Origin of the sequence: Rufibacter aurantiacus (assembly GCF_017916345.1) — a bacterium.
Classification (GTDB): domain Bacteria; phylum Bacteroidota; class Bacteroidia; order Cytophagales; family Hymenobacteraceae; genus Nibribacter; species Nibribacter roseolus.
The window spans coordinates 367686-393734 of the sequence record NZ_JAFMSV010000004.1; the positions used below are offsets into that span (position 1 = coordinate 367686).

23 protein-coding genes are annotated in these 26049 nt (G+C 52.8%); 8 read left to right on the forward strand and 15 right to left on the reverse strand.

Features of this window, described 5'->3' with window-relative positions; translation table 11 throughout:
- The first annotated feature begins 35 nt into the window (after positions 1 to 35).
- Entirely contained in the window at positions 36 to 590 is a 555-nt protein-coding gene (locus J3P34_RS16365; RefSeq protein ID WP_210489719.1) for a hypothetical protein, read from the forward strand.
- A gap of 159 nt (positions 591 to 749) precedes the next feature.
- Here J3P34_RS16365 and J3P34_RS16370 read toward each other — a convergent pair whose 3' ends face one another.
- A complete protein-coding gene (locus tag J3P34_RS16370) occupies positions 750 to 1640 on the reverse strand; it encodes a TraB/GumN family protein (protein WP_210489720.1) in 891 nt (296 codons plus the stop codon).
- Positions 1641 to 1845: 205 nt separating this feature from the next.
- On the opposite strand from J3P34_RS16370, the gene J3P34_RS16375 reads away from it, so the two are divergent.
- Entirely contained in the window at positions 1846 to 3081 is a 1236-nt protein-coding gene (locus J3P34_RS16375; RefSeq protein WP_210489721.1) for an MFS transporter, read from the forward strand.
- A gap of 37 nt (positions 3082 to 3118) precedes the next feature.
- Here the strand turns inward: J3P34_RS16375 and J3P34_RS16380 are convergent, their stop codons facing one another.
- Entirely contained in the window at positions 3119 to 3952 is an 834-nt protein-coding gene (locus J3P34_RS16380; protein ID WP_210489722.1) for an energy transducer TonB, read from the reverse strand.
- 68 nt (positions 3953 to 4020) lie between these two features.
- On the opposite strand from J3P34_RS16380, the gene J3P34_RS16385 reads away from it, so the two are divergent.
- The gene (locus J3P34_RS16385) at positions 4021 to 4326 is read left to right on the forward strand and encodes a DUF4286 family protein (protein ID WP_210489723.1); all 306 of its coding nucleotides are present in this window, start codon (positions 4021 to 4023) and stop codon (positions 4324 to 4326) included.
- 59 nt (positions 4327 to 4385) lie between these two features.
- Positions 4386 to 5237: a hypothetical protein gene (locus J3P34_RS16390; protein WP_210489725.1), complete on the forward strand. Its 852-nt coding sequence runs from the start codon at positions 4386 to 4388 to the stop codon at positions 5235 to 5237.
- A gap of 104 nt (positions 5238 to 5341) precedes the next feature.
- Here the strand turns inward: J3P34_RS16390 and J3P34_RS16395 are convergent, their stop codons facing one another.
- Positions 5342 to 5818 carry a GNAT family N-acetyltransferase gene (locus J3P34_RS16395; protein ID WP_210489726.1) on the reverse strand — a complete coding sequence of 159 codons (477 nt, stop codon included), beginning with the start codon at positions 5816 to 5818 and terminating at the stop codon, positions 5342 to 5344.
- Between the two features lie 351 nt (positions 5819 to 6169).
- Here J3P34_RS16395 and J3P34_RS16400 point away from each other — a divergent pair, with 351 nt between their 5' ends.
- Positions 6170 to 8248, forward strand: a complete 2079-nt coding sequence (locus J3P34_RS16400; RefSeq protein ID WP_210489727.1) for an acylase — start codon at positions 6170 to 6172, stop codon at positions 8246 to 8248.
- Positions 8249 to 8338: 90 nt separating this feature from the next.
- On the opposite strand, the gene J3P34_RS16405 is transcribed toward J3P34_RS16400, so the two are convergent.
- Together J3P34_RS16405 and J3P34_RS16410 are read right to left on the reverse strand one after the other, a co-directional pair.
- Entirely contained in the window at positions 8339 to 9187 is an 849-nt protein-coding gene (locus tag J3P34_RS16405) for a LytR/AlgR family response regulator transcription factor (RefSeq protein ID WP_210489728.1), read from the reverse strand.
- A gap of 183 nt (positions 9188 to 9370) precedes the next feature.
- The gene (locus J3P34_RS16410; protein WP_210489729.1) at positions 9371 to 11563 is read right to left on the reverse strand and encodes a prolyl oligopeptidase family serine peptidase; all 2193 of its coding nucleotides are present in this window, start codon (positions 11561 to 11563) and stop codon (positions 9371 to 9373) included.
- Positions 11564 to 11930: 367 nt separating this feature from the next.
- Between J3P34_RS16410 and J3P34_RS16415 the strand changes: the two genes are divergently transcribed.
- The 3 genes from J3P34_RS16415 to J3P34_RS16425 all read left to right on the forward strand — a co-directional run bounded on the left by J3P34_RS16415 (position 11931) and on the right by J3P34_RS16425 (position 16723).
- Positions 11931 to 12428, forward strand: coding sequence for a YciI family protein (locus J3P34_RS16415; protein ID WP_246853755.1), 498 nt, complete (start codon positions 11931 to 11933; stop codon positions 12426 to 12428).
- A gap of 595 nt (positions 12429 to 13023) precedes the next feature.
- On the forward strand, positions 13024 to 15174 hold the full coding sequence (locus tag J3P34_RS16420) for an IPT/TIG domain-containing protein (protein WP_210489731.1): 2151 nt from the start codon (positions 13024 to 13026) through the stop codon (positions 15172 to 15174).
- Between the two features lie 181 nt (positions 15175 to 15355).
- Positions 15356 to 16723, forward strand: a complete 1368-nt coding sequence (locus J3P34_RS16425; RefSeq protein ID WP_246853756.1) for a deoxyguanosinetriphosphate triphosphohydrolase — start codon at positions 15356 to 15358, stop codon at positions 16721 to 16723.
- Positions 16724 to 16787: 64 nt separating this feature from the next.
- Here J3P34_RS16425 and J3P34_RS16430 read toward each other — a convergent pair whose 3' ends face one another.
- The 10 genes from J3P34_RS16430 to nadC form a co-directional block, all read right to left on the reverse strand.
- On the reverse strand, positions 16788 to 17420 hold the full coding sequence (locus tag J3P34_RS16430) for a hypothetical protein (RefSeq protein ID WP_210489732.1): 633 nt from the start codon (positions 17418 to 17420) through the stop codon (positions 16788 to 16790).
- A 147-nt stretch (positions 17421 to 17567) separates the two neighbouring features.
- The gene (locus tag J3P34_RS16435) at positions 17568 to 19475 is read right to left on the reverse strand and encodes a TlpA disulfide reductase family protein (RefSeq protein ID WP_210489733.1); all 1908 of its coding nucleotides are present in this window, start codon (positions 19473 to 19475) and stop codon (positions 17568 to 17570) included.
- A gap of 195 nt (positions 19476 to 19670) precedes the next feature.
- A complete protein-coding gene (gene purU, locus J3P34_RS16440) occupies positions 19671 to 20501 on the reverse strand; it encodes a formyltetrahydrofolate deformylase (protein WP_210489734.1) in 831 nt (276 codons plus the stop codon).
- Positions 20502 to 20598: 97 nt separating this feature from the next.
- A complete protein-coding gene (locus J3P34_RS16445; protein WP_210489736.1) occupies positions 20599 to 21273 on the reverse strand; it encodes a DUF2939 domain-containing protein in 675 nt (224 codons plus the stop codon).
- An 838-nt stretch (positions 21274 to 22111) separates the two neighbouring features.
- Complete coding sequence (locus J3P34_RS16450; protein WP_210489737.1) at positions 22112 to 22906, reverse strand: ZIP family metal transporter; 795 nt, start codon at positions 22904 to 22906, stop codon at positions 22112 to 22114.
- Between the two features lie 3 nt (positions 22907 to 22909).
- Positions 22910 to 23647, reverse strand: a complete 738-nt coding sequence (locus J3P34_RS16455) for an SAM-dependent methyltransferase (protein ID WP_246853757.1) — start codon at positions 23645 to 23647, stop codon at positions 22910 to 22912.
- Positions 23648 to 23694: 47 nt separating this feature from the next.
- The gene (locus J3P34_RS16460) at positions 23695 to 23979 is read right to left on the reverse strand and encodes a heavy metal-binding domain-containing protein (protein WP_210489738.1); all 285 of its coding nucleotides are present in this window, start codon (positions 23977 to 23979) and stop codon (positions 23695 to 23697) included.
- Positions 23980 to 24061: 82 nt separating this feature from the next.
- The gene (locus J3P34_RS16465; RefSeq protein WP_210462445.1) at positions 24062 to 24373 is read right to left on the reverse strand and encodes a hypothetical protein; all 312 of its coding nucleotides are present in this window, start codon (positions 24371 to 24373) and stop codon (positions 24062 to 24064) included.
- Positions 24374 to 24418: 45 nt separating this feature from the next.
- Entirely contained in the window at positions 24419 to 25018 is a 600-nt protein-coding gene (locus J3P34_RS16470; protein WP_210462447.1) for a hypothetical protein, read from the reverse strand.
- A gap of 111 nt (positions 25019 to 25129) precedes the next feature.
- Positions 25130 to 25990 carry a carboxylating nicotinate-nucleotide diphosphorylase gene (gene nadC / locus J3P34_RS16475; protein WP_210489739.1) on the reverse strand — a complete coding sequence of 287 codons (861 nt, stop codon included), beginning with the start codon at positions 25988 to 25990 and terminating at the stop codon, positions 25130 to 25132.
- Between the last annotated feature and the right edge of the window lie 59 nt (positions 25991 to 26049).

The window sequence follows — 26049 nt, forward strand, 5'->3', positions numbered from 1 at the left end:
CTGATTTTTCACTTGATTTAAGACCTAAGACCCATATGAAATTATTTTTGAAACCTTCTCTCGCCCTTTTGTTCACTGCTTCTGTGTTCATGACTTCCTGCAGCAATGACGAAGATCCAATTCCTACGAACGAGGAAGAACTGATCACCACCTTGCAGCTGACCATGATTCCACAGGGCGGCGGCGCTACTGTCACCGCCACGTACCGTGATCTGGATGGCGACGGAGGCCAGGCACCTACCGTTACCGGCGCTACTTTGGCCGCGAACAAAACCTATGACGTCTCCGTGAAAGTGATGGATGAGTCTAAAAACCCCGCAGAGGACATCACTGAGGAAGTGGAGGAAGAAGGCGATGAGCACCAGTTCTTCTACGTGGTTTCCAATGGCCTGAACCTATCTGTGGCTTATAATGACACAGATAGCAACAACCGTCCGGTAGGCATCCACACCAGAATCACGACTACTACCTCCTCTACCGGCAATCTGCAAGTGGTCTTGAAGCATCAGCCTAACTCTAAAAGCGCTACCAGCACCATCAACACCGGTGAGACAGACGCCGAGGTAAGCTTCCCGATCACCATCCAGTAAGGGTAATAACCCCAATAGTGTAAAAGGCCCCGGCACATGCCGGGGCCTTTTTTGTTTTTTTTAGCCTGTTTTCTTCCAAAGGGGCCAGAAATGCAAAACCCGCCTCAGGAGATGAAGCGGGTCTTGCTGCGGGTTTAGATAGATCTGCTTTAAAATATATTAGTCAAGTACTGGCTCTACTTTGTAGCCCTGGGCACGCAGCAGTTGGATGAGTCCTTCTTCGCCGGCCAGATGGGCGGCGCCTACGGCTACAAAAGAGGGGCTTTTCTGCATCATGTCTACCATGGGGGCTAACCATTTGTGGTTACGCTCATCCAGCAGCATGTCGTTTGATTTGGCGGCGTCTTCCTGGGAGGTAATCAGATTATATAATCCGTTGAGGTCTTCCTGTTGGTAAAGTGACAGCATGTTCTTCATGAGCTTGCGCTGTTTGTCAAACTGCTTCACGTTGTTGAGTAGCTGCGAGGTCTGGTCCTCAAGGGTAGATTGGTCAAAAAGGGCCACCTGCTCTTCGGGGGTTTCCAGCACATACACATTCTTGTGCCACTTTTTGGCCAGGTCCAGCAGGGCCAGATCATAAGACTCGGGGCTATAGCCCAGCAATTTTGGGTAAAGAAGCAATTGACCCAGGAACCCGGGCTTTATGTAGCGGAACTGTTGCATGCTGCGCTCCAGCGTGTCTTTCACAAAGCTGGTAAGAAGGCTGTATTCCTGCACCGTCATCAGAGACTCCAGCGGCTGACTCATGCGCATGGACTTTGAGATGAGGCGGGTTAACTTGGGGCTGTCCAGGTCTACTTCAAAGACCACAGTCTCGGACTTTATCATTTTTTGTTTTACCTTATTAGGCAGAACAAACTGATCTTTTGGTACTAAGTGGAAGGTTCCGTAGAGATAGGAGGTTTTTATTCCTTTGCCGCTTACTTTCCAGAGCAGGGAGTTGCCTTGGGCATTTGGGGTAGCGCACATTCCCTTCTCAGGAGAAAGCATTACGCCGAGGAAGAGACTCAGGAAGAAAAACCAAAAAATGCCGCGTTGGTACGTGCCCATAGAAAGAAGGTTACAGAACTTTAACAAAATTATAATTTTTTTTTAGAGCACCATACGGTCTATGTTATTATTCCGATGAAACCGGAAGATTACCCGTTCAAACCTAACCTCCTGCCGATAAAGAAATTACCCCCATATGGGCATGAATACAGAATTATAACTAAAGTCCTACTCCGCTTTCACCCTTAAAACCTGTTTCTCCTTTATGCAACCTACCACCTCTCCGGCCACAAAGAGTAAACTGCTAAATACCGCCGTTATTGTGGCAGCCCTGGGCTACTTTGTAGACATTTATGACCTTGTCCTCTTTAGTATAGTAAGGATAGCGAGCCTGAAGGAGATAGGCATCACCAGCCCGGCAGCCTTGCTAGAGGAGGGAGTGCATCTAATAAATATGCAAATGACGGGCATGCTGCTGGGCGGAATCTTCTGGGGTGTACTAGGCGACAAGCGAGGCCGCATTTCGGTGCTTTTTGGCTCTATCTTCTTGTATTCTGCCGCGAACATCGCCAATGGTTTCGTGACGGATCTGGGGCTTTACGCCTGGCTTAGGCTCATTGCCGGGGTAGGTTTGGCGGGCGAACTAGGCGCGGGAATCACGCTGGTTTCTGAGGTTCTGCCCAAGGAGAAACGGGGCTACGGAACCACCATTGTGGCTTCTGTGGGCATTTCGGGGGCTATTTTGGCGGGTATCATAGGCGAATACTTCCATTGGCGTACGGCTTACTTTGTAGGCGGCGGCCTGGGCTTATTGCTGCTGCTCCTGAGGATTGGGATCTACGAGTCCGGAATGTTTGAAAAAGCCCAAAAACAGGAGGTGGCCCGGGGCAATTTTCTGAGCCTGTTCACCAGCGGTACCCGCTTCTTCAAATACCTCAAATGCATCCTTATTGGCGTGCCCATCTGGTTTGTGATTGGCGTGCTTATCACCTTCTCCCCCGAGATCAGCCAGGCTCTGGGCATTACGGCTCCCATCTCGGCAGCCAAAGGCATCGGATTCTCTTATTTCGGGCTAACGGTGGGTGATCTTGCCAGTGGTCTGCTGAGTCAGAAACTGCGGAGCCGCAAAAGGGTGGTGGTGCTGTTCCTGCTGCTGCTTTCCGGCATTGTGGCCTTGTTCCTGCTGGCCCAGGGCGCCAGCGAAGCGTACTTCTATGCCCTGTGCGTGGCTTTGGGTTTCGGGAGCGGGTACTGGGCGGTGTTCGTGACCATCGCGGCAGAGCAGTTCGGCACCAACATCAGGGCTACCGTTACTACCACCGTTCCCAATTTCGTGCGCGGGGCGGTTGTGGCGCTCACCCTGTCTTTCAAAAGCCTGCAGGATGATTTAGGCCTGCTGACTACCGCCGGTTTGCTGGGCGCCATCACTATCATCATCGCGCTCATCTCCATTAGTACCCTGCCCGAGAGTTTCCACAAAGACCTGGACTACACTGAATAAAGTTTAGGGCCTGTTTTTCTCAAAACAGGCCCTAAACTTAAAATGCCTCTGATCTTATTGGAGCTGTATATTTCACGGGCACTTTCTCTCCGTCTTGGATTCCGGGCGACCACTTGGGCATGGCTTGCACCACTTTCCGCCCGATTTCCCCCAGGAACTCATGCGTAGTCTTCACTACCCTGAATTGGACCACGTCACCATTCTGGTTTACCACAAATGAAAAGACAACCAATCCATTCACTTTCTTGGGGTGTGCCTTTATGCCCTTCCTGAAACTTTGGGCTAAATACTTGAACATCTCCTTGTCGCCGCCAGGGAATTGCGGCATCACTTCAAACGGATAGAACGGAACCTCTTGCTCGTTTTCATCATAGCAGGTGCCTTTCACTAATTTGCCTTGCGCATACACCTCGTGCCGCTTCCGTTGTCCGTTAGGATGGAATACGTTCATATCTCCTTCCAACTTCCCATTTACATGGGGTTGCTCCCATCTTAACTTTCCATTTTCGAACCAAGCCTCTGATTTTCCTACCACCTGATTCTTAACATACATGGTTCGCTTTTCCAGTTGTCCATTCCGATGCCAGTTCAGAGAGAGCCCATCTCGCACAGAATCGACCTTGCTGAAGTTGATTTCCTCATACTTCTCGCCGTTGATGAAAAAATCTTTCTGATACCCACGGCCAGTTTTGGGGTCTGTAATGCGCACTACTCTATAATAGGCAGCCTCGGGCTGCGGAACCTCATCAAAGTCAGCGCTTAGGTAAGTAATGGTAGAATCTGTTTGACTGAAGCAGGTGCCGGCAGCAAAAAACCACAGGCATAGGATAAGCAATACGTTTACTTGTTTGTTCATAACTACTGAAGCCATTCGCCTCTGGCTCATGGCACATTTTGCACACTTTTTCTGTTATTGCAAGATAAGCACTATTTTTAGGAATGATTCTTTTCAACGAGACCGTTAGCATAGACAACTCCGTGGCCGCCGAGTGGCTCCAGTGGATGCAGGAAACGCATATCCCTGAGGTGATGGCCACTACTTATTTCGTAAAGTTCCAGATTGCCAAAGTGATGGAAGAGGAAGATACCGGTGGCACCACCTACGCCGTACAGTACTTCGCCCGCCACATGGATGACCTGATGGAATACCACCGTGACCATGACCAGAACATGCAGGCCAAAATGCAGGCTAAGTATGCAGGTCAGTATGCCGCCTTCAGAACCGTACTGGAAGTGGTAGAATAATTAGTTATTAGTTGTTCATTCTTAGAAGAAACCCTTAACACACATAAATTACACATAGCATGGGAGCTTGGGGTATCTCAATTTCTTCTAATGACACATACGCTGATATCTACTCGGCCTTCTTTGACCTTTACCACAGCGGACAAGAGGTTCCTGGAATCTCAGAGGCTCTCGTTTCTGGTAATTCAGAAATCATTAATGACGAGGATGACAGTAATAACTTTTGGTTTGCATTAGCAAAAGCGCAGTGGGAATGTAAACAACTAGACTCTGGAGTTTTAGCAAGAGTGAAGCAGATAGTTGAGTCTGGCTCAGACCTTGAAATTTGGCAGAAATTAGATGCAGATGCAAGGGACATCAAGAAGCGGAAGATGGTTCTTGATAAATTTTTGTCTGACCTTCAAATCGAAAGGCCTAAAGCAAAGACTAGAAAGAAGAAAATTAACAGGCAACCTGTTTTCATAAAAGGAGATTGTATCACCTTCAAACTCGCTAATGGGAATTTTGGAGGGGCAGTTGTATTGGAGTCAGATTACAAGACAGGATATGGCCATAACTTAATTGCTACTACCCGCATAAACCAAAAGACTAAACCAATTAAAGAAGAGTTTGAAAGTGCTGAAGTAATGGTTATAAACTTCGCAAAATGGGAAGATACAGCAAGCATAAGGTGGATTTTCCCTGTAAAATTTAAAGCGATCTCACACCTTTTCGAAAAAGTGGATTCTATACAAGTAGATATTTGCTATGATCTAAGTGCTACGAAGTATGGCTTCTCTGGCGACCTAGTGGGTAATTTAGTTGAATTAACTGATCGCCAATTTGAATCTGAGTTAATGAAACCAGCATCAGCAGGTCAAAGACAAACAATCAAAGAACTGACAAGAAAAAACCTTCAGAAAGCTCATTGATATTCAAAAGAAAGCCTGACCTTAGTTTACGGTCTTATTTTCACAAAACGGCCCGAAAGCGCATCTTGCTTTTCGGGCCGTTTTTATTTGGTAGGCGCAATATATTAGAACTGCTGTAGTTCCTCGTGGCTCAGGTTGCAGTTGATCCACTCGCCGTCCAGGTTGGCGCCTATGCTGCGGTAGAAGTTGATGGCGGGTTCGTTCCAGTCAAGCACCTGCCACTTCATGCGCTTGTAGTTCTCTTCTTTGGCGGTCTGCACCACGGCATTGAACAGCATCCGTCCCAGGCCCTGGCGGCGCAGCCGTTCAGTCACCACAATGTCTTCCAGGAACAGCATCTTGCCTTTCCAGGTGGAGTAGGCGGTGTAATAGAGCGCGATGCCCACAATACCTTCCTGGGCAGACTCGGCCACGAAGAACTCAAAGATGGGCCGCCCCCCGAAACCGTCGCGGCGCATGTCTTCAATGGTGTTGGTGACTTCATCGGGGGATTTCTCGTAAACGGCCAGTTCTACAATGAGGGCGTGCACGCCGGGCAGATCGGCCTCGATGCCTCTCCGTACTTTTATGGTTTCGCTCATAATGCTTCTCTAAAAGGCCTCTCGGCCGATGGTGCTGCAAATTACGCCTCCCCGGCCTAAACCAAAAGACCTTGGCGCTGCTTTCCCAAATTCATCAGCCCGGCTCAGGCTGCCATTCACCTTTTAAACACCTACCACTCACCCCAGAATACGTCTCATCCGCTGATTCAGGACGGTTTTCAGTTCCCAAACTGGTTAATATTGCCTCAGACAAACGGCTGAACCGCCTTCGTCTTCCAAAGCAAAACCCATCCCCTGAAAACAAAAAATGATAGACCCAAAATGGAAAATGTAAGCTTAAAACACCCAGTCACCGAGGCACAGCAAGTACCACGTCATTCCACTGGCTTTATGAAGCAGTTACTGTTACCTCTCAAAGCCTTCGCGCTGCTGGCGTTCATACTGGGCGCGGCCATCGGCAATGGGCAGGCCCAAAATACTCCCTCAGAAATCATCTGGGATAAATACGGCGTGCCGCACGTCTACAGCCAGAACACCGCTGAGATGTACTACGCCTTCGGGTGGGCGCAGATGCACAACCACGCCAACCTCCTCCTGGAACTCTACGGACAGGCCCGGGGCCGCGCCTCGGAATACTGGGGCGACAAATACCTCGATTCCGATAAACAGGTGCACCTTTTCAATCTACCCGTAACCGCCAGGAAACAGTATGCCCAACAGCCACCCGAGGGCAAGCAGCATCTGGATGCCTTCGTGCGCGGGGTGAATGCCTACGCGCAGATGCACCCAGAGGCCATTGATGCGGCCAAAAAGCAAGTGCTGCCCATTACCGCCTACGATGTGCTGGCCCATAGTTCCCGTGTGATCTGCCTGGAATTCCTGGGCAGCGATGACATCAGGGCGGCGGTGCGCGAGATTACTCCGGGCTCCAACGCCTATGCCATTGCGCCGTCCCGGTCCGCGTCTAAGAAAGCGATGCTGGTGACCAATCCGCACCTGCCCTGGGAAGATTTCTTCGTGTTCTTTGAGGCGCACTTATCGGCTCCGGGGTTCAACGCTTATGGGGTGTCATTGGTGGGCCAGCCTATTTTGAACATCGCCTTCAACGATCACCTGGGCTGGACGCATACCGTGAACACCATCGATGCCTCGGACCGCTACGAGCTCACGCTGCAGAACGGCGGCTACCTGCTGGATGGCAAAGTACAGGCCTTCGAGAAAAGGACCGTGCCGCTGAAGATCCGGCAAGCTGATGGTTCTGTGAAAACGGAGAACCTGGTCCTCGCGTCGTCTAAGCACGGCCCGGTGGTGGGAGAGAAGAACGGCAAGGCCTATGCCGTGCGCATTGCCGGGCTGGAGAACGGACTGCTGGGCACGCAGTACCACAAAATGGCGCAGGCCAAAAACTGGCAGGAGTTTGAAGCGGCGATTAAAATGATGCAGAACCCGCTGTTCAACATCATCTACGCCGATAAGGCCGGCAATATCCTGTACCTGTTCAACGGCAACGTGCCCAAACGCCCCGAAGGTGACTGGGCGTTCTGGAACGGCACCGTAGACGGACGCTCCTCCAAGTACATCTGGAACTCCTACCACCGCTACGAAGACCTGCCCAAAGTCTTCAACCCCGGCACCGGCTTCGTGCAGAACGCCAACGACGCCCCATGGACCAGCACCTACCCCGTAGCCCTTAAACCCGCTGATTTCCCCGCCTACATGGCCCCGCTGGAAACGCAATTGCGCCCACAGCGCGCCGTGAACATGCTCAAAGACGATACCTCTATTTCCTTTGACGAACTGGTGGCCTACAAGATGAACACCGGCATGGAAGCCGGGGACCGTTTTCTGGATGATTTGCTCAAAGCGGTGCAAAAACACCCTGATCCGGTAGCCCAAAGAGCCGCCGCCGTGTTGCAGAAATGGGACAGACAAACCGAGGCCCACAGCAAAGGCGCCATCCTGTTCGCCCGTTGGTTTGACAAAATGCGCGAAGACATGTTCACCACGCCTTGGAACCCCGACCAACCCTTCACCACGCCAGACGGCCTCAAGGATCCGCAAAAAGCCGTGGCCCTGCTGGTGACCACCGCCAACGAAGTAGAGAAACGCTACGGCGCTCTTGATGTAGCCTGGGGCGAAGTGTACCGCTTCAGGGTGGGCGATTACAACGTGCCCGGCAACGGCGCGCCCGGCCACTACGGCGTCTTCCGGACCATGTACTACTACAGCGCCGATGACAACAAAGAATACGCCTTCCACGGGGATTCCTACGTGGCCATCACCGAGTTCGGGGACAAGGTAAGAGCCCAGGTACTGCTCAGCTACGGCAACGCCACCCAGCCCGGCAGCAAACATCGCGGTGACCAACTCCAGTTGCTGTCAGAAAAGAAGCTTCGGCCGGCCTTGCTGGAGAAACAGGAGATCCTGAAGAATATGGAGAAGCGGGAACAGTTGCAGATGAACCAGTAGCCAGGTCCGTGGGTTAGCTTTCGCCTAAATTGTCTTTCTCTGTTTTGGGGCTGTTTTCATAGAGATGGCTTCAAAACAGAGAAAGACAGTTTACAGGGCGTACTCCCGCATCCAGGCGTTGAACTCCGGGGTCCTTCTTCGGCTCACGAAGACTTCCTCTTTGAAGGCGGGGTCCAGGGAAATGAGCAGACGGCCGGTGCCGTCTGAGGAGAAGCGCTGCACGGCGCTCATCTGGGCCAGCACCTGTCGGTTCAGCCGGAAGAAAACTTCGGTGGGGAGGGTATTCTCAAAGTGCTCCAGCGTCTCGTCTACCAGGTAATCTTTCCCCTGAAAGGTGCGAAGGAAGGTGAGTTCTTTGGCTTTGTAGAAATACGCGACTTCGGTGAGGGGCACGGGCACCTGGGATTTCCCCTGCTGGGCCATGATGTTGCGGGTAGGCGCCTCGGGTTTTGGTTCCAAAATGAACACTGATTCCTGTTTCAGGTCCTGGAGTTTGGTTTCGTACTCTTGCTGCACCCGCAGCAGGGCATACAGCAGGTGAAGGCCCGTAAACATCAGGAAAGCCACCGGCACATCGGTCACGAACACCACCGTGACACTGAACACATCGGCGCGCTGCGCGGCCATGATGAACTCGTTGTAAACGAAGGAGATGAGCGTAACCAGCAGCAGCGTAACCCCGATGCCCAGAAAGGCTTGCTGCAACAGGCGCTCAAAAGGTGCCGTGAGCCAGGAGTAGCGTTGGTCCAGCCGTTCAATGATCCAACGGTTGTACTCCCAGAGCGCCCAGATGGATACCATGCAGACAGCCAGGTCCGCGTAGTAATCGGGGTTGCGCAATAGCTCAATCAGGGGCGCTGGCTCCCCCACGTGCCTGAACAGCAGCCCCAGGAAGGGCGCTACGGCCAATCTGGTTTTCAGGTCGGGGTAACGTGCCATGCTTGCGGAGATAGGGTGGATTGCCCTTTAAAGATAATCATCTGCCGGAGAGGACACCAACCCAAGCGGCTCTCTTTTTCATCTCAAATTCCAAATGTGTTTATAGCCTTATTTCCCAAAAGAAGCACAAAAGCCGATACTCCAGGGGAATATCGGCTTTTGGCTATATGACAGGTTAGGCTTCTATTGCGCCGCGTACGGGTTCACGCCCATGTTATAGTACACGAAAGACCAGACATCGGCAGCCTCCGCAATCTGGGCGGTAGTGGATTTCCCGGCACCGTGCCCGGCTTTCACGTCTACCCTGATGAGGTACGGATTGGTTCCGGCACCTTTCTCCTGCAGCGTAGCAATGTACTTGAACGAGTGCGCCGGCACCACACGGTCATCGTGGTCGGCGGTGGTGACCAGAGTGGCGGGGTAGTTCACGCCTTCTTTGATGTTGTGGATGGGTGAGAATTTCATGAGGTTCTGGAACTGCGCGGGATCATCTGAGGAACCGTACTCCGGCACCCAGGCCCACCCGATGGTGAACTTATGGAACCGCAGCATGTCCATCACGCCTACGGCTGGCAAGGCCACTTTGAAGAGATCAGGGCGCTGGTTTACCACGGCGCCAATGAGCAGGCCACCGTTAGAACCGCCGGCAATGGCCAGTTTCTGAGACGAGGTGTACTTCTGCTTCACCAGGTACTCGGCGGCCCCGATGAAATCATCAAAGACATTCTGCTTGTTGGGGGTCATGCCCGCTTTGTGCCAGGCCTCGCCGTACTCGCCGCCACCTCTGATGTTGGCCACGGCAAATACGCCGCCGTTCTCCAGCCACACCATGCGCGCAATGCTGAAACCCGGGGTCATGGACGCGTTGAATCCGCCATAGGCGTACAGGTACGTAGGATTGTTTCCGTCCAGCACCAGGCCTTTCTTGTGGGTGATGAACATGGGTACCTTGGTGCCGTCTTTGCTGGTGTAGAAGATCTGTTTGGTCTCGTAGCCTTCCATGTTCACGTCTACCTCAGATTTCCGGAACAAAGTGGATTTGTTCGTAGCCACATCGTACTGGTAAATGGTGGTAGGATACGTGTAGGAGGTGAAAGAGTAGAAAACGGTTTTGTCTTCCTTTTTTCCCGTGAAACCATCGGCGGTGCCCAGGGTGGGCAGGGTCACATCATGCAGCCATTTGCCACTGGTGTCATGCACGCGCACCAGCGTGGCGGCATCCTTCATGTAATTCAGGATCAAACGGCCACCTACCAGCGAGGCGTAGTTCAGTACATTATCGGTCTCGGGCACCAGGGTTTTCCAGTTGGCTTGCTGCGGTTTCTTGAGGTCTATCTCAATGAGCTTGTATTTGGGCGCGTTCTGATTGGTGAGCACAATAAGCTTGTCGCCGATGTTCTCCACCACGCCAAACTCCTTGTCAAAGGTCTGGACCAGCGGCACGATGGGGCTGTTGGCTTTGGAGAGGTCCTTTACGTACAAAGAGTTGTTGCTGGTTCCTTCCGATGCCGTCAGAATGAGGTACTTCTCGTCCTCGGTGGTGCTGGCAAACAGGAGGCGCAGCGGGTGCGCTTTGGCTTCCCAGATGAGCTGATCCTGGCTCTGCGGCGTGCCTACTTTGTGGTAGTAGACTTTGTGGTACTCGTTCTTGTTGGCCATTTTGGAGCCCTGGGTGGGCTCTGCGTAGCGGCTGTAGAAAAAGCCGTCTTTGTGCCAGCTGGTGCCCGAGAACTTGATCCAGTGCAGCTCATCCGATAGCTTTTTGCCAGTGGCCACGTCCAGCACGTAGGCATCGCGCCAGTCAGAGCCGCCGGTGGAGGTGGTGTACACCGCGTACTTCGCATCTTTGCTGAAATCCAGGCTGCCCAGGGAAGTGGTGCCGTCCTCAGACAGTTTGTTAGGATCCAGGAACAATTCAGGGGTGCCGTTCAGGCCTTTCTGGCGGTAAAGCACACTCTGGTTCTGCAGTCCGTCGTTTTTATAGAAGTAATAGTAATCGCCCTCGCGGAAAGGCGCGCCGTATTTGGAGTAGTTCCAAAGCTGGGTAAGCCGTTTCTGAATCTGCTCCCGGAACGGGATTTTGGAAAGGTAGTCAAAGGTGACGGCGTTTTGCTCTTTTACCCAGGAAGCCACGTTCTGAGCGGTATCGGCTTCAAGCCAGCGGTACGGGTCTTGCACCTGGGTACCGTGGTAGGTGTCTGTATGGTTTATCTTCTCGGTTTTGGGGTACATAAGGGTAGTAGGTTTGGCTGCCGCAGTTGGCGCAGGTGCTGCGGCGCTTGCCTCAGCGGAGGGTGAAGCAGTGGGCGTGCTGGTTTTGCAGCCGGTCATCGCCGCCAGGGCAGCAACCCAGATAAACGTAAAGGACTTGTTCATGTTTATGTGCGTTAGTTTCACCAGTTAAAAATCAAAAAAGCGCGGGTTTATGGCCAGCACCCTAAAGAAAACTTACCGGGCCATCCCAAATCTACAAAATGGAAGCCTCTTCAGGGTTATTTTTCGGGCTATAATCCGGAAAACGCTGAGAGCGTTTGAGCCTGAGAAGCCATACCCATGGGCTTGTAGCCAGCTATACTATATTTGAGAAAACATTCTTATATTCCCAATAAAGAATATTGGCGCGGCGCTGCACAGAACCAGAGACAAGCTGGCCCGGAGAGCAGCGGCGGGTTTGTCATTTACCTGCACAAACCTTTATCTTCAGGACTTTTGAGCGTTCAGACCCACACACCCTACCACAACCATGCAATTAAAGCACATTCTTCTTTTGGCCGGACTCTTCTGGGGAGCTGCCTCTGCCCAGGCCCAAAACAAACCCGTTGCCAAAGAACCCGCCAAACATGCCGCGAAAGCCCCGGCCAGACAAGGAGCTAAAGAGGCCGCCAAACCTGCCGCCCAGGAACAGATGAAACCCGTAATCAAGGAGCCAGCCGAGGGCGAGATGAAGCTTTACTACATGGCTTTGCTGAGGAAAGGCCCCAACCGCAACCAAGACTCCTTGACTTCCATGAGGATACAGGACGCGCACATGGCCCACATCAACAAGCTGGCCGCCGAGGGCAAACTCACCCTGGCCGGCCCGTTCATGGATGACGGCGACCTGCGGGGTATTTTCATTTTCAACGTCCAGACCATGGAAGAAGCCAAAGCCCTCACCGAGGCTGACCCAGCCGTGAAAGCCGGTCGCCTGATCATGGAACTGCACCCGTGGTTTGCCCAGAAAGGAGCCAAACTCAAATAAAGAGTAGCTTTTCGCCCCTTTTCAGAAAAAAGCCCTAAAACGCAAAATAAACTTTTGCAGCCACACAATATACCACAACCTACTTCCGTTTTAAGGGGGAAATAGTTGTTGTGTAACGTACCAGAAGGATCCGACTGACTTAGCCGGATCCTTTTGCGTTTCCAGGCCCCACCCTTTCACCCTTACCGGCGGCAGAAATCAGCGTGCCGTTGCTCCTTCCTCTGATAGCATTTACCCATTATGTTAAGTGTGAAGCCCTTTCTTACCTCTACACTTCCCTGGTAAGGCAGTTTCCGGTTTGTTTCCTGCCCGGTTTTCTGAAAAGAGGCCAAAATCACCGGCTCTCTTATCCTGAGCCACAATAACTTACCCACATTTCCCGTTTTCAACCCGAAGTAGTTTCTGTTTAGCTTTGAGGCATTTATCTATACTGGGTAAGTGCCTCATTTTTTTACCGGCAGAAGCAATCGCACCCAACCGTGGCGGCTATTTTATCCGTAGTGATATTGCATTGATGTCTCCAGACCAGTATCTTTCACAACCGGCGTTACCCTGCACTATCTTCCAACCAGCAGTCTCTATCCAAAGTCACAATATGAAGCATCGCTTTACCCGTCTTTTCTCTTGCTTACCTAAGAACCTTTTTTCTGTCATTCTGCTGGCCCTGAGCCTGCTGGGCACTTCAGCCGCGCAAGCCCAGGACGCATGTCTGCTTATTCCGCTGTCTCTGGAAGAGCGCACCCAGTCCGCCCAAGTGGTGGTGGAAGGGAAAGTGATAGGCCAACGCTCTTTTTGGGATGAAGGCCACAAGAACATCTACACCGCCAACCAGGTAGAAATCTACAAAGTGTTCAAAGGCACCCCGGCGTCTACCACCGTGGAAATCATCACCGAGGGCGGCCGTGTAGGCCTGGACCTGCACACGTACTCTGCCACCCTGCAACTGAAGAAAAACCAGCAGGGCGTTTTCTTTCTGCAACCGGGCAAAGCCCAGAGCCGCTACACGGTTTTCGGGAGTATGCAGGGTTTTATCAGGTACCAGTTAGCAGAAGGCACGGCCAAAGACCCGTTTGCCCAATACGGCTCTATTCCGCTGGAACTGTACGGTTCGCTTTCGCGCCTCTCCGGCACTCCCATGCGCTCCGTAAAAGCCAACCCAGAACTGGAACTGGCCCTGAAACCCAAAGCCAGCACCCAGAACCAGCGCCGGGCTATTCCGCTTATCTCCAGTTTCAGCCCTTTGACCCTGCGGGCGGGCACCGGCGATGTGCTCACCATCAACGGCACCAACTTTGGGGCAACGAGAGGCAACGGCTACGTGGAGTTCCGCAACGCCGATGACGGCGGCAAGACCTTTATCCAGCCACTGCCCACCGATTATGTGAGCTGGACCAACACCCAGATAAAAGTGAAAGTACCCTCTTACGGCATAGACGGGGGCACCGCCGGCACCGGCGATTTCAGGGTGGTGAACAATGATCCCAATACAGCCACCTCGGCCGCTCCCCTCACCATTATCTTCGCGTACTCCAACGTAAGCTATGAAGACGATGAACGCAACATCCCAGAGCAGAGCTTCCAGCCCCGCCTGATTGACCAAAACAACCTGGGTGGGTACACGTTCCGGTTCTCGGCCAACTTTGAGACCAATACCCCGGCGCTGTATGCCTTCAAGCGGTCTATGAACGAGTGGTCCTGCAACACTTTCGTGAACTGGATTACCGCCTCCAATGAGCCGGTGGCCAGCACCGCCGATGACAACATCAACTCGGTACGGTTCGCCAGTTCCGGCGAGTTGCCCGCCAACGTGCTGGGCAGAACCATTAGCCGGTACAAAGGCTGTATCTCGGGCACTACGGTGAATTTCTGGGTAGAGGAGATAGACATGGAGTATTCTCCGCGCAGTGACTGGCAGTACGGCCCCGATGCCTCCGGCAACACCCAGTTCGATTTTCCGTCGGTGCTGGTGCATGAGTTAGGGCACGGGCATCAGCTAAGCCATCTTATTTTGCCCAGAGCCATCATGCACTACGCGGTGGCCCGGGGTCCGTCTTCCAGAACCTTGAACCAGATAAGCGATATTGACGGTGGTAAGTTTGTCATGGCCCGCAGCACTACTTCCATTCCCTGCAATGTGGACCCTATGGTTCCCAAGCCCGCCAACGCCTGCGCCATTCCGGTGGAGCTGATTGACCTGACGGGAGAACTCACCACAGAGGGCACGGTGCTGTTGCAATGGACTACCCAGCAGGAAAACGGCATCACGGCTTTCGCCATAGAAAGAAGCCCCGATGGGGAGAACTATACCACCATTGGCACCGTGAACGCCAGCGGCAGTTCCACTACCCCCCGTTCTTATGAGTTCGTGGACGCCAACCCTTTCTCCCAACTCAACTATTATCGCCTGCGCCTGGTGAGGACGAACAATACAACCGAGTATTCTGATGTGGTGCAGGTGGCCGGCCCGGGCTTTGTGCGGCAACTGGCCCCTAACCCCGGCGGAAACCAGACCTCCCTCTTCTTTAATGTTGCCCAGGACGAAAGGGTGCGACTGTCTATCTATGATGTTACTGGCCGGCTTTACCGCAGTTTTGAGGTGACAGTAACCCCAGAAGCCAACCGCTATGACCTCACGCTGTTCCCCGGAAACGATGATGACGAGGTTCCAATCGTGCGGGGCCTGCTGCTCATCAGGTGGTCCACATCGCGCGAGAGCGGCACCTTAAGGTACCTGAAGTTAGACTAGCCGCTTGTTGGGCTAAGCTTCTTTGAAAACAGATGGGGTACGGAAACATTTGGCTTTCCGTACCCCATCTGTTTTAGGGCCGTTCTGAGGAAAACCGCTCTGAAACAGAGTTTTCTCTTGGGGCAGTTTTGGCTTGCATTGCACGTTGGGGAGGCGTAGTTTCGGGGCTTAGAGTTTTGCCATGCCACAGATGAATTGGGAGCGCCTGATCTCCAAGAAACGCTTTGACCTCCAGACCAAAGAACACGCCACCGATGAGTCGGTGCGCGGGGAATTCCAGCGCGATTATGACCGTTTGGTGTTCTCCACGCCTTTCCGGCGGCTGCAGAACAAAACGCAGGTCATGCCCATGCCCGAGAGCGATTTCGTGCACAACCGGCTTACCCATAGCCTGGAGACATCCTGCGTGGGCCGTTCTCTGGGTCGCATGGTGGGCAAGGTGCTGCTGGAGCGCCACCCGGCCATTCTGGAGACGCACCCCGGCATGCTGGAATCTGATGTCGGGGACATGGTGGCGGCCGCCTGCCTCACCCATGACATCGGGAACCCACCCTTCGGACATTCCGGCGAAGACGCTATTTCCTCTTTCTTCCGGAGTTCTGAGGCCGCTGATTATCTGAAAGACCTGACCGCAGCCCAGGCTTCTGATTTGCAGAACTTTGAGGGCAACGCCGCCGGTTTTAGAATCATCACGCACACCTACCCGGGCCAGAGCACCGGCACCTGCGGCATGCGCCTCACCTACAGCACCCTGGCCACCTTCACCAAATACCCGCGCCCCTCAGACGCCGTGGTGAAAGGCACCAAAAAAGCCAGCGAGAAAAAGTACGGGTTCTTCCAAGCCGAGCAGGCGCATTTCAGGAAGATTGCCGAGGAACTAGGCATGCTGCCGGCCGGTGAACACGCATTCCACCGTCACCCGCTGGCGTTCCTGGTAGAAGCCGCCGATGACATCTGTTACCGCATCATTGACTTTGAGGACGGTTGCCGCCTGGGCTTGATCCCTTTTGAGCAAGCCGCATCATTGCTGCACCCGCTCCTGAACGAACGCCCGGGCAAAACCCACAGCACCACCTTCCATGACTGGCGCGAGCAACTGGGCGTCTGGCGGGCCGTGATCATCAATAACCTGATCTATGAATGCGCCGGCATTTTCCTGGAGAACGAAGAGGCCATCCTGAACGGCACCTTTGACCAGTCTTTGATCAATCTGGTGCAGCAGAAAGCAGCGCTGGACGAGATCAAGAAAATCTCCATAGACCGCATCTACCGCCACCGCCCGGTGCTGGAGATTGAAGCCGCCGGCTTTGAGGTGCTGGGCGGTTTGCTGGAAGCTTTCCTGAAAGCCGTTTTCGAACCGTTTTCCGGAAAACACCGCAAATATTTGGATTTGGTGCCCGACCAGTTCCTGGGCCCACAACGCCAGCTTTCCCAGGACAACTACGAGAAGATCCTCAACATCACCGATTTCATCTCAGGCCTCACCGACAGCAGCGCCATCAGCCTGTTCCGGAAAATTAAAGGGATTGACTTGCCCAGGATGTATTAGGGAATTGTTGATTGCTGATCGTTGATTGCTAACTATTCTTAGCTGACTGTTCTTTGCAGGACACTTACCCCCATGTCATCTTGGAAAGATCTTGTGGGCGAACTAGGAAGGCTTTGAATAACTGCCTTTGCTGGGAAGCAAGTCCATTAACTCTGAATCTTCCGCAACGCTTCGTCTTTAAGTTCACATCTATTCTCCAGAATCTATTTCCACCATCTTTGACATATTTCATTCTTCTTAACCATTGGGGAGAAGAATGAAAGTCTTCTTTGGTATGTCTGAAACAATTCACTCCTATTACCCGCTCTCCTTCTTCGTTATAAAATCCAGAATACTGTCTTCGGTACTCCATCAGCGGTTCAATTTCTCTTTTATTTATATAGGCTGAATCAAAAGCATAATCCACCGTATTGATGTCGAAACAATTCCGCATGATATTCTCTGCTAGGATCGCCTCTTCTACTGTTGGGGTAAAGGCGCTATCATCAACTATGTCTTTGTTTCCTTTGTCAAAAATCACTCCCGTGAAATCTTCTGCCTGAATTAATACATTGGGAGTGCCAAGAACGCCTGAAGCTATAAACCCTTTTTCTTTTATCTGGGCTGCCGCTAAAGCATGATAATCCGCTTTGGGATCACTCAAAGAACAAGAAACACAACCAATTAAAAGAAGGGCGGAGAATAACCTGAATAACATAGCTGGTTTCGTTTAAGGCTCAACCCAATTAATAGTAGGCTAGCGCATAGAAAGGATGCGCTTAGAGGCTGATTTCCACAAATCAACACAAAAAGGCCACCGCATCACGCAGTGGCCTTCTTTGTTTATCTAAACTAATCTTGACGGTTATTTCACGCTAGTTAACATCTCAGGGCGGAGCAGGTCAATCATCATACTGATTTCCTGCACGGCTTTGTCACTGTTGCCGGAGAAACCCACGCTTTTGAACCGGATGTTGCCGTTGGCGTCCAGGATGAATTTGGTGGGGATGCCCTGGACTTTGTAGGCGTCTATCATCTTGTTTTCCTCGTCCAGCAGCACCTGGAACGAGTAATTCTTTTTGCTGATGAAATCTGAGGCGGTTTTCTTTTTGTCTTTCCCGTTCTCCCAGGAGTTCACAAACACAAACGCCACTTTGCTGTTGTCTTTGAATTTGTTCACCGCCTGCTGCATGCTTGGGAAAGAGGACACGCAGGGGCCGCACCAGGTTGCCCAGAAATCCACTACCACGGTTTTTCCTTTGAGCGAGGCCAGGGACACGACATTGCCGCTGAGGTCGCGCAGTTCAAAGGCGGGCGCGGATTCCAGGATCATTTTCCGTTTTAGATCGGTGCGGAGCTTTTCTATGGCGGGGGCTTCCACTTTGGCCAGATAAGCTTCAAACCCGGTTTCGCCGTTCTGCAGTTGGGTATAGATGTCTTTTAGGTAGCCTTTTACTTTGGCGGTGCCGTTGCCGCTGGCCACCATTTCCTCCATGATTTTCTGGGCTTTGGCTTTGTCCCCTCCAGAAGCAAGAACCTCAGCGTAACGCTCGGTGATATCGGGGCTGTTGCCGCGGGTGTACTTGTAGCCCTCCGCCAGGTATTTCTCGGCAGCGGTTTTGTCGCCTTCTTTGAGGAGGATGGCACCGTAGGTATCGGCCACCTGGCCTAAGGTATATTCGCGGCTCTTCTGCCAGTCAGTGGCTGCATAGAGGTCTGGCTTAGGCTCAGTGGGTTGCTGGACTTCTTTTTGGGCCAGTTCATAGCCTTTCTGGGCCAGGGCTTTGGCTTTAGCCAGGTCTTCGCCTTTCTCATACAGACGCCAGGCTGCCGAATTGTACAAGGTGGAGGTAGCCATGACCGGGTACTTCGTTAACAAAGCCTCAAACTCTGACCAGTTGCCTGCCTCGGCGTATTCCAGCGCGATGCCGTTCAACAGACTCGTAACACGCTCGTGGGTTGGGTAATCCTTCACGAAAGCCAGGGCCAGTTCTTTCTTTTTGGCGGGGTCTTCCGTGTTGTAATACTCCATCAGGCGCTGGATTTGCACAAACTCGCCGTTAGGCTCCAGGGCGCGGGCCTGCTGGGCGAAAGCCTCTCCTTTGTCTTTCTGCTCCAGGCGGTTGTAGTAGTTGGCAAGGAAACCCAGTTCTTTGGCCGTGAGATTAGGCTTTTTTGACAGGTCTTCCAGTTCCTGCAGCACTTTCTGCTTGCTTTCTTCCCCTTTGTAAGCATAACTCAGGGCGTAGGTTCTGGTCTGGGTCATTTCCCGCTTTTGGGCCGGGTACAAGGCAGCTTCCTGGCTTAAAAGATCCAGCGCCTTAGGGCCATCGTTTTCAATGCCCACCATACCGCCCCATTCTGCGTAAGCCGCTGCCAGACCGTACAACGCGCCCTGCACCGGCTGCTTTTTGGCAGTATAGAAATAGAAGGGATAGCCTTTGCCATTGTTGCGATCATAGGTCTCCTCTTCCCTGAAAAGCAGCACAGCGCCGTCTACCCCAGGTTCAGGCGTAAACCTGCCCTCCCAGCCGACTTTGACTTTCCTGAGTTCTATCTCATGCACCTTGGGTTTGTTCTGGTCATAGGCGTACACCAGCGCCGTAACACTCGCGGCTTTCTCCAGGACCGTACCGGCCGGGTTATAGGTGAACCGTACTTCCTGACCTGCTTTGGGTTGCGCCTGTTTCAGGGTGAGGGAGCCAGTGGGGGTTTGGGCCTGGGCCAGCGGAAGCCAGCCCAAGACTAGCAGTAGCAGTAGTAGATTCTTCATGATTGTACCGTTAAACCAAGTGAACTCATCTCCCTAGCGGGAACAACTATGGTAAATATGAAGAAATAACTGTACTTAACCTAGGCCCACCTGAGGTTTAACAAAGGTTTAACTTTCTGATTTTTAACCCCAAAACGCACTTAACGGCACGCTTGCCGCCCATAGCTGGGAGAAATCGGCCGGGACCGAGGTCCTTTAGAAGATGATGGTTTTGTTGTTGCTCACGAACACCTTCTCGGCGAACACCAGTTTGAGGGCCTGCGCTAGCACAATCTTCTCCACATCACGGCCCGACTGGGCCATGTCACGGGCATCCTGGGTATGGTTCACCTGGATCACGTTCTGGGCAATGATGGGGCCTTCGTCCAGGTCACTGTTCACGAAATGGGCCGTGGCGCCTATAATCTTCACGCCCCGCTCATAAGCTTGCCGGTACGGATTGGCCCCAATGAAAGCAGGCAAGAACGAGTGGTGGATGTTGATGATGCGGTTGGGGAACTGGGCCACAAAACCGGGGCTCAGCACCCGCATGTATTTGGCCAGCACCACGTATTCGGGGGCGTAAGCGGCAATGACCTGGCTCATCTCCTGGTCATGCTCCTCGCGGGTTTTATTTTCATGCGATACGTGGTGGAACGGAATCCCGAACCGTGACACAAGCGAATCCAACTCGGCGTAATTACCTATCACCGCCCTGATATTGGCATTCAGATCGCCGTACTCGTGGCGCAGCAGCAGGTCACCCAGGCAGTGGTGCTCTTTGGTAACCAGGATCACGATGTCCTTTTTGCGCTCCGGCTCCAGTCGGATGTGGGCTTCGGGTGGCAGCTCGGCTCTGAGTTCGGCCACCAGCGCCTCGGGTTGCACCTGTCCGGCTAGTTCAGCGCGCATAAAGAAATGGTTTTGCTGCCGGTCTACAAACTCATCGTTGCTGGTGATGTTGAGGTTGTTGCGGAAGACAATCTGCGTGATGGTGAAGATGAGGCCTTTGCGGTCTGGGCAGTCAATGAGCAGAAAATTAACCATGGGCTGAGAATTGGCAGGCAGGTTGTTCTAAGGCTATTTTTCAGAAAACAGCCTCAAAAGGGAAAAAGAGATAGGAAAAGGATTTGTGCTCCTGAGATCACAGGCGCAGTTTCATCTGAGGCAGGTTCTTGAACTGTTTGAACGTCTCCAGGAGCCCCAGTTGCTTCATCACCACGCCGGCGTTGGGCAGACCCACCACCTGCCAGTAACCGTCGCGATCCCGCATCTTCACCTCCACAATTACGGGGTTGGGCTGGGAAGGCACGCGCAGGTCAAGGCCAACCACGGCCACGGTATCGGTGCGGTTCACGTAGGAAATACCCTCCAGCCGACCGTTAGAAAGCGGGTTTTCCTTCAAAAGCTTCTGGATAGGAAGTACCGCCTGCAATTGCTGCCACTCTTCCTCGCTCACGGTTTCAGGCCTGCCATTGAGGCCTTTCCGGTGGGCCACGTACTCCTCAATCCCGCCCCGGAGGGTCTGCAGCACTTCTTCTTTTTTAGAGGCCATTGCCATGCCCAGCGCCATCGCGGCCAGGGCCTGTTCTTTCTGGGGCAACTCGGCCATGCCCGCCTGTACGGCCTGGTCCAGGAAACTGGCGGTGGTGCGGTCCACGTCCACGTACTTCTCCAGTGCCGCCAGATCGCGGTTGTCTACCGCCTTCTTTATCTGGTACAAGGAAAACTCGGGGCCTTGGGCGTAGCGTTTGTAGAGCCAGTAACCCACAGCGCTCACCAACACCAGAATGGAGAGCCAAACCATGATTTTCTTCATAGCATTATGTTCAATCTGAGTAGAAACCTTTCTACGTAAAACCTATGCGTTCGCCGGCCCGGCGCAGGCAGTACCGGCAAATTTCTTTTTTACCTCCGGCTAGTATAAACGACTAGCGAGGCCGTCTGCTGATGGTGACGTGTAACAGTGCTGTATGGTGTAGTTCTTTAAACTTCAGTTGCTCGTTTTACCTTAGTTCTTAAAGTCATTTTATCACCTGTTTGAATGTATAGGTTACAGTAAAGCAGTCTTCGGCATTCAATCTGCGCTTCCGAACTGCAAGGAAGTAAATCCCACTTTTTTGGGTTAGAAAGAGGGCTAAAAACTCATCATTTTCCCTATTGTAAAACAGGATATCCCTTTTGGCGTCATCATACTTATATCTGCTAAACATTGCTTCTGCAGATTCTACGCTCCCACCAGACTTAATCCTAAGTAAGTGCTTATTTGAAACTGTGTTCGAGCTAATACCTTCATCGAAGCAAGTGGAGTCAATTCTAATCAAAGTCCAGGGGTGCTTACTTAATATGTCTGTCACATAGGCTTTATTAAGATTGCCATTCCTAAACTTATTGTTTCCAAGCAGATTCTCATCTTGGCCAAAGGCAAAATGAGATATCATCATAAAGGCCAGAGATACATATATTAGCCTGTAATACATAAAATGGATTAGAAATCAGAAGCTTTCAAGACCATACAATAAAGGGTTTTATGAAGATAGCGTTTCCGGGCAAAGCGCCAAAGAAAAACCGCCGATCCGTTCTACGCCAGTTTTCTGAAAATGAGGCGTAAAACAGATCGGCGGCAGTGCTTCTCCTAAGAATTACCGGCCGGATTTCTACAGCATGCCCGCCCCAATGGCGATCAAAGCCCCGGCGATGGTGGCCAGCAGTTTGCCCCGGTTGAACCTATGCTCTGGGCTGGTCTCAAACAGGATGGTAGTGGAGATGTGCAGGAAGTTACCCACCACCAATCCCGAGAGCACAGTGTAGGCTTCGCTGGAAAGCAGTTTCTCCAGGGCCACGTAATTGCTGAACAGCAAGCCCAGCGGCGAGGCCGCGGCAAACAACAGCAGATACATGAACGCCTTTTTAAAACTGTGCAGCTGCGCCACCAACACCGACATCAAGGCAATAGCCGCCGGAATGTGGTGCAGCGCAATGCCGGCCAGAATATGGTAGAAGTTGTCGCCAACTTGGGAATGAACATGGGCGTGCAGGTGCTCATGCACCTGTTGGGCAGCCATGCGGCTCTGCACCATCACGCTACCCTCCAGAAAGGAGTGGATGATGAGCGAGGAGAGCAAAAGCACCGGCACCGTGCCGTGGTTGTGGTGATGGTGCCCGTTCCCCTGCGGATGCGTATGGATGTGGCCGTGCTCCACGCCGTGCGAGAACACCTCCAGCACCAACTGCAGGAAGAAGCCGGCCAGAATGTAGAACCCCACGCGGTGCGGGTCCTGGGTGCTGAGCAGGACATCGGGGAGAATGTGCAGGATGGTGAGCGCAAACAGGTACGCCCCGCTGAACGCCAGCAGCAATTTGAGCCAGCGCTGGTTGTCCTGGGGCAGGAAGCGCACAAGCCAGCCGGCGAGCAAAACGGTAAAAAACAGAACAGAGACCGCTACTAACATGGGTTATTTCTTCAGGATGAAAATCATACGTTCGCTCTTCTCCGGATCATACGGCCCCAGGTGATAATCCCCGAACACGTCTGCCAACCGGAGCTGGGCCATCTGGAAGTACTCCAGAAATTCCTGGTACTGCAGCGCCCGTACTCTTTCTATAAATTCATGTGTCTGGCCCTGGTCCTCAAACTTAATGGTCTTGATGATAAAGCCAGCCTCTACTCTACGGGTGATATGGAAGACAATGCCGCCCACTTCCTTCGTCTCCCTGGACACCAACCGATTGATCACCCGTGGCGTGTTCATGAAATCAATGATGATCTTGCCCCTGGGTTTGAGTGAGGCCGTGCTGGCCCTGAGCGCGATCACGTTCTCATAATCGGCGGCAAAGTACCCAAAGCTGGTGAACAGGTTGAAGATGAAATCAAACGCTTCGGGTTTGAACACCTCGCGCATGTCATGCACATAGAAGTGGAGCTTCTCGTTCTCAAACTGCTTGGCATAGGCAATGCTGCGCTCAGAGAGGTCCAGCCCGGTAACCGTATAGCCTTTCTGGTTGAGGTAGACCGAGTGCCTTCCCTTGCCGCAGGCCAGGTCCATGAGCTGACAAGTGGGTTTGGGCCGAAGATGCCGCAGGAGGTTGTCCAGGAAGTCCTGGGCCTCGCGGGTGTCACGGTTCTTGTACAGGAGATGGTAATACGGAGAATCAAACCAGGTATGAAACCAGTCTTCCGGGTGCTGTATCATGCGGGTGCGGGAAAAAAGCGGGCAGCACGTGGCTACAGGGCCAGGGCTTACAGGGTAGCGGTGCTGTCTGCAGAGGCCTGGTAAGCAGGGTTCTTCTCCAGGTCCATGTTGCACACGGGGCATTTGCCGGGCTCCATGCTGGCGCTGCCTTCACACTCCATGGGGCAGATATAAGCCAGCTGCTGGCCTTGGGCAGCGGTGCCTTCTACGGCAGTGCCTGGCTGCGCGTCAGTAGCTGCGGCGGGTTCCTCCGTTTTGGGGGAACTGTTGCAGGAAGAAACAGAAGCCAGGGTACCCAGCAGAAGGGCCCAGGCAAGGAAAGTCTTTCTCATAGAAATCAGAAGGTACGCCAAAGCCCGTTCTTGGTCTGTTTTGGGGAAAACAAGCCAAAAACGGGCTTCTAGCTAAGGTTGATTATTCGTGCAGGTCTTTTGCTTCGTTGTTTTCTACCGCGTTCTGCTGGTTGCTTTTCTGGGTAGGAAGCGTGCCTTTCTGGGCACCTGGTTTGGTTTGGTTCTCGTGCTCGTCGTGGTTGATCAGGATATCTTCCCGGGTTTCCTCATCATTGCGGGCATTGTCAATGTTGGCGGTGTTGTTGCGCATTCCGGGAGGAACGCTGTCATCAGAAACTTTAACCTCAGGACGCAGGTCAGAAGGTTGGCTGCTGCAAGAAGCCAGCAAAAGCGCACCGGCCACGGCGAATACGGAAAGGGTATTTTTTATCATCTTTAGGAAATTTAGGTCGTAAACGGGTTCTCTGGTTTTAGACGCTTACGCGGGAATAAAGTTTTTGCGGCGCAACAGGCTTTCCATGAGCTTGATGTCATTGGGGCTGTTGAAAATCTTGAACGGCAGGTGCAGGAACACCGGCACGTTGAAATTCTTGGCTACCCAGCCTTTCCAGCCGGTAGGCAGCTGGTCGGCGGCAGGGCCTTTGAGGTACATCTGGTAGGCATCTTTGGTCTGCACCACGCGGTCAATCATCTCCCACTGCAGGGCCATGCCTTCCTTGTCATTGCGTTTCATGAGAATCTGGCGCTGGTCAATCTCAAACATGACGCGCTCAAACAGCACGTTGCTCTGCTCCATCTGGGTCACGCCCATGACCTGCGCAGAACGCACCAGAATGTAGAGTACCGTCATGATCACGGCACCCGCAACCCACCACCATGAGAAGGCGAAAACCGCTGGCAGAGAGAACAGCACCAGCGGAATAAGCGCCCGCCACCATTCTTTTCTCCATACCTGCACCAGCGCCATCTTGGCGTAATCATTCTTGTCTAACTGATTTTTCTTTGTGCGGATGGCCAGGGGGTTGAAAGGCTGCTGCTGTTGTACCCGCTGTCCGCCGCGTTGATTTGGTTGTTGCATAATTCTCTGGTATCACGTAGCAAGTATCATGTAACATGATGATTCACTTGCCAACCTGCTGCTTCCTACGCTTCTACCTTTATTGGTTTAATTGATGTTTATTGGGTCTTTCTACTTAAATGCCTTCAAACTAAGGTCCAGGCTGCGGTTAGAGTGCGTCAAAGCGCCCACCGAGATGTAGTTCACGCCTGTCTCGGCTACGGCTCTGATGGTTTCTTCGGTGATACCGCCGGAGGCCTCGGTTTCATAGCGGCCGCCAATGAGCTCCACTGCTTCGCGCAGCAAAGGTACTTCAAAGTTGTCTAGCATGATGCGGTCAATACCGCCGGTCTCCAGCGCCTGCCGCACCTCGTCCAGGTTGCGGGTCTCCACTTCAATCTTCAACGGCTTGCCCAGCTTCTCCAGGTAGCGGTGGGTGGCTTCAATGGCTTGTTTAATGCCCCCTGCATAGTCTACGTGGTTGTCCTTGAGCATGATCATGTCAAAGAGGCCAAATCGGTGATTTGCGCCGCCGCCAATCAGAACCGCCCATTTCTCCATCATCCTGAAGTTAGGCGTGGTCTTGCGGGTGTCCAGCAATTTGGCGCCGGTGCCTTCAATGAGCTTGGCCAGGCTCTGCGTGTAGGTCGCAATGCCGCTCATGCGCTGCATGCAGTTCAGGACCAGGCGCTCGGCAGTCAAGATAGACTGGGCTTTGCCGTGCACGGTGAAGGCTACGTCTCCGTGGTTGATTTGGGCCCCGTCTTGCAAAAACACCTCCAGACGGAGGGTGGGGTCTACCTCATGGAAAATCTTCCAGGCCAGTTCCACCCCGGCCAGCACACCGCGGTCTTTCACCAGGAGCTTGGCCTGGTTCTGGGCACTCTCGGGAATGGAGGCCAATGACGAGTGGTCGCCGTCGGCTACGTCTTCCTGCAGGGCCTGCCGGATAAATGCCCTAATGCCTTCTTGGGTAAGGTAGGATGCTTTCACGATGCAAAAATAAAAAAAGGCACCGAACTATCGGTGCCTTTTCTATGGATTGTCCTGTT

What these genes read in the sequence shown, in the direction of transcription:
- J3P34_RS16365 (WP_210489719.1), top strand. Translation starts at nt 36, where the DNA reads ATGAAATTATTTTTGAAACCTTCTCTCGCCCTTTTGTTCACTGCTTCT.
- J3P34_RS16370 (WP_210489720.1), bottom strand. Translation starts at nt 1,640, where the DNA reads ATGGGCACGTACCAACGCGGCATTTTTTGGTTTTTCTTCCTGAGTCTC.
- J3P34_RS16375 (WP_210489721.1), top strand. Translation starts at nt 1,846, where the DNA reads ATGCAACCTACCACCTCTCCGGCCACAAAGAGTAAACTGCTAAATACC.
- J3P34_RS16380 (WP_210489722.1), bottom strand. Translation starts at nt 3,952, where the DNA reads ATGGCTTCAGTAGTTATGAACAAACAAGTAAACGTATTGCTTATCCTA.
- J3P34_RS16385 (WP_210489723.1), top strand. Translation starts at nt 4,021, where the DNA reads ATGATTCTTTTCAACGAGACCGTTAGCATAGACAACTCCGTGGCCGCC.
- J3P34_RS16390 (WP_210489725.1), top strand. Translation starts at nt 4,386, where the DNA reads ATGGGAGCTTGGGGTATCTCAATTTCTTCTAATGACACATACGCTGAT.
- J3P34_RS16395 (WP_210489726.1), bottom strand. Translation starts at nt 5,818, where the DNA reads ATGAGCGAAACCATAAAAGTACGGAGAGGCATCGAGGCCGATCTGCCC.
- J3P34_RS16400 (WP_210489727.1), top strand. Translation starts at nt 6,170, where the DNA reads ATGAAGCAGTTACTGTTACCTCTCAAAGCCTTCGCGCTGCTGGCGTTC.
- J3P34_RS16405 (WP_210489728.1), bottom strand. Translation starts at nt 9,187, where the DNA reads ATGGCACGTTACCCCGACCTGAAAACCAGATTGGCCGTAGCGCCCTTC.
- J3P34_RS16410 (WP_210489729.1), bottom strand. Translation starts at nt 11,563, where the DNA reads ATGAACAAGTCCTTTACGTTTATCTGGGTTGCTGCCCTGGCGGCGATG.
- J3P34_RS16415 (WP_246853755.1), top strand. Translation starts at nt 11,931, where the DNA reads ATGCAATTAAAGCACATTCTTCTTTTGGCCGGACTCTTCTGGGGAGCT.
- J3P34_RS16420 (WP_210489731.1), top strand. Translation starts at nt 13,024, where the DNA reads ATGAAGCATCGCTTTACCCGTCTTTTCTCTTGCTTACCTAAGAACCTT.
- J3P34_RS16425 (WP_246853756.1), top strand. Translation starts at nt 15,356, where the DNA reads ATGCCACAGATGAATTGGGAGCGCCTGATCTCCAAGAAACGCTTTGAC.
- J3P34_RS16430 (WP_210489732.1), bottom strand. Translation starts at nt 17,420, where the DNA reads ATGTTATTCAGGTTATTCTCCGCCCTTCTTTTAATTGGTTGTGTTTCT.
- J3P34_RS16435 (WP_210489733.1), bottom strand. Translation starts at nt 19,475, where the DNA reads ATGAAGAATCTACTACTGCTACTGCTAGTCTTGGGCTGGCTTCCGCTG.
- purU (WP_210489734.1), bottom strand. Translation starts at nt 20,501, where the DNA reads ATGGTTAATTTTCTGCTCATTGACTGCCCAGACCGCAAAGGCCTCATC.
- J3P34_RS16445 (WP_210489736.1), bottom strand. Translation starts at nt 21,273, where the DNA reads ATGAAGAAAATCATGGTTTGGCTCTCCATTCTGGTGTTGGTGAGCGCT.
- J3P34_RS16450 (WP_210489737.1), bottom strand. Translation starts at nt 22,906, where the DNA reads ATGTTAGTAGCGGTCTCTGTTCTGTTTTTTACCGTTTTGCTCGCCGGC.
- J3P34_RS16455 (WP_246853757.1), bottom strand. Translation starts at nt 23,647, where the DNA reads ATGATACAGCACCCGGAAGACTGGTTTCATACCTGGTTTGATTCTCCG.
- J3P34_RS16460 (WP_210489738.1), bottom strand. Translation starts at nt 23,979, where the DNA reads ATGAGAAAGACTTTCCTTGCCTGGGCCCTTCTGCTGGGTACCCTGGCT.
- J3P34_RS16465 (WP_210462445.1), bottom strand. Translation starts at nt 24,373, where the DNA reads ATGATAAAAAATACCCTTTCCGTATTCGCCGTGGCCGGTGCGCTTTTG.
- J3P34_RS16470 (WP_210462447.1), bottom strand. Translation starts at nt 25,018, where the DNA reads ATGCAACAACCAAATCAACGCGGCGGACAGCGGGTACAACAGCAGCAG.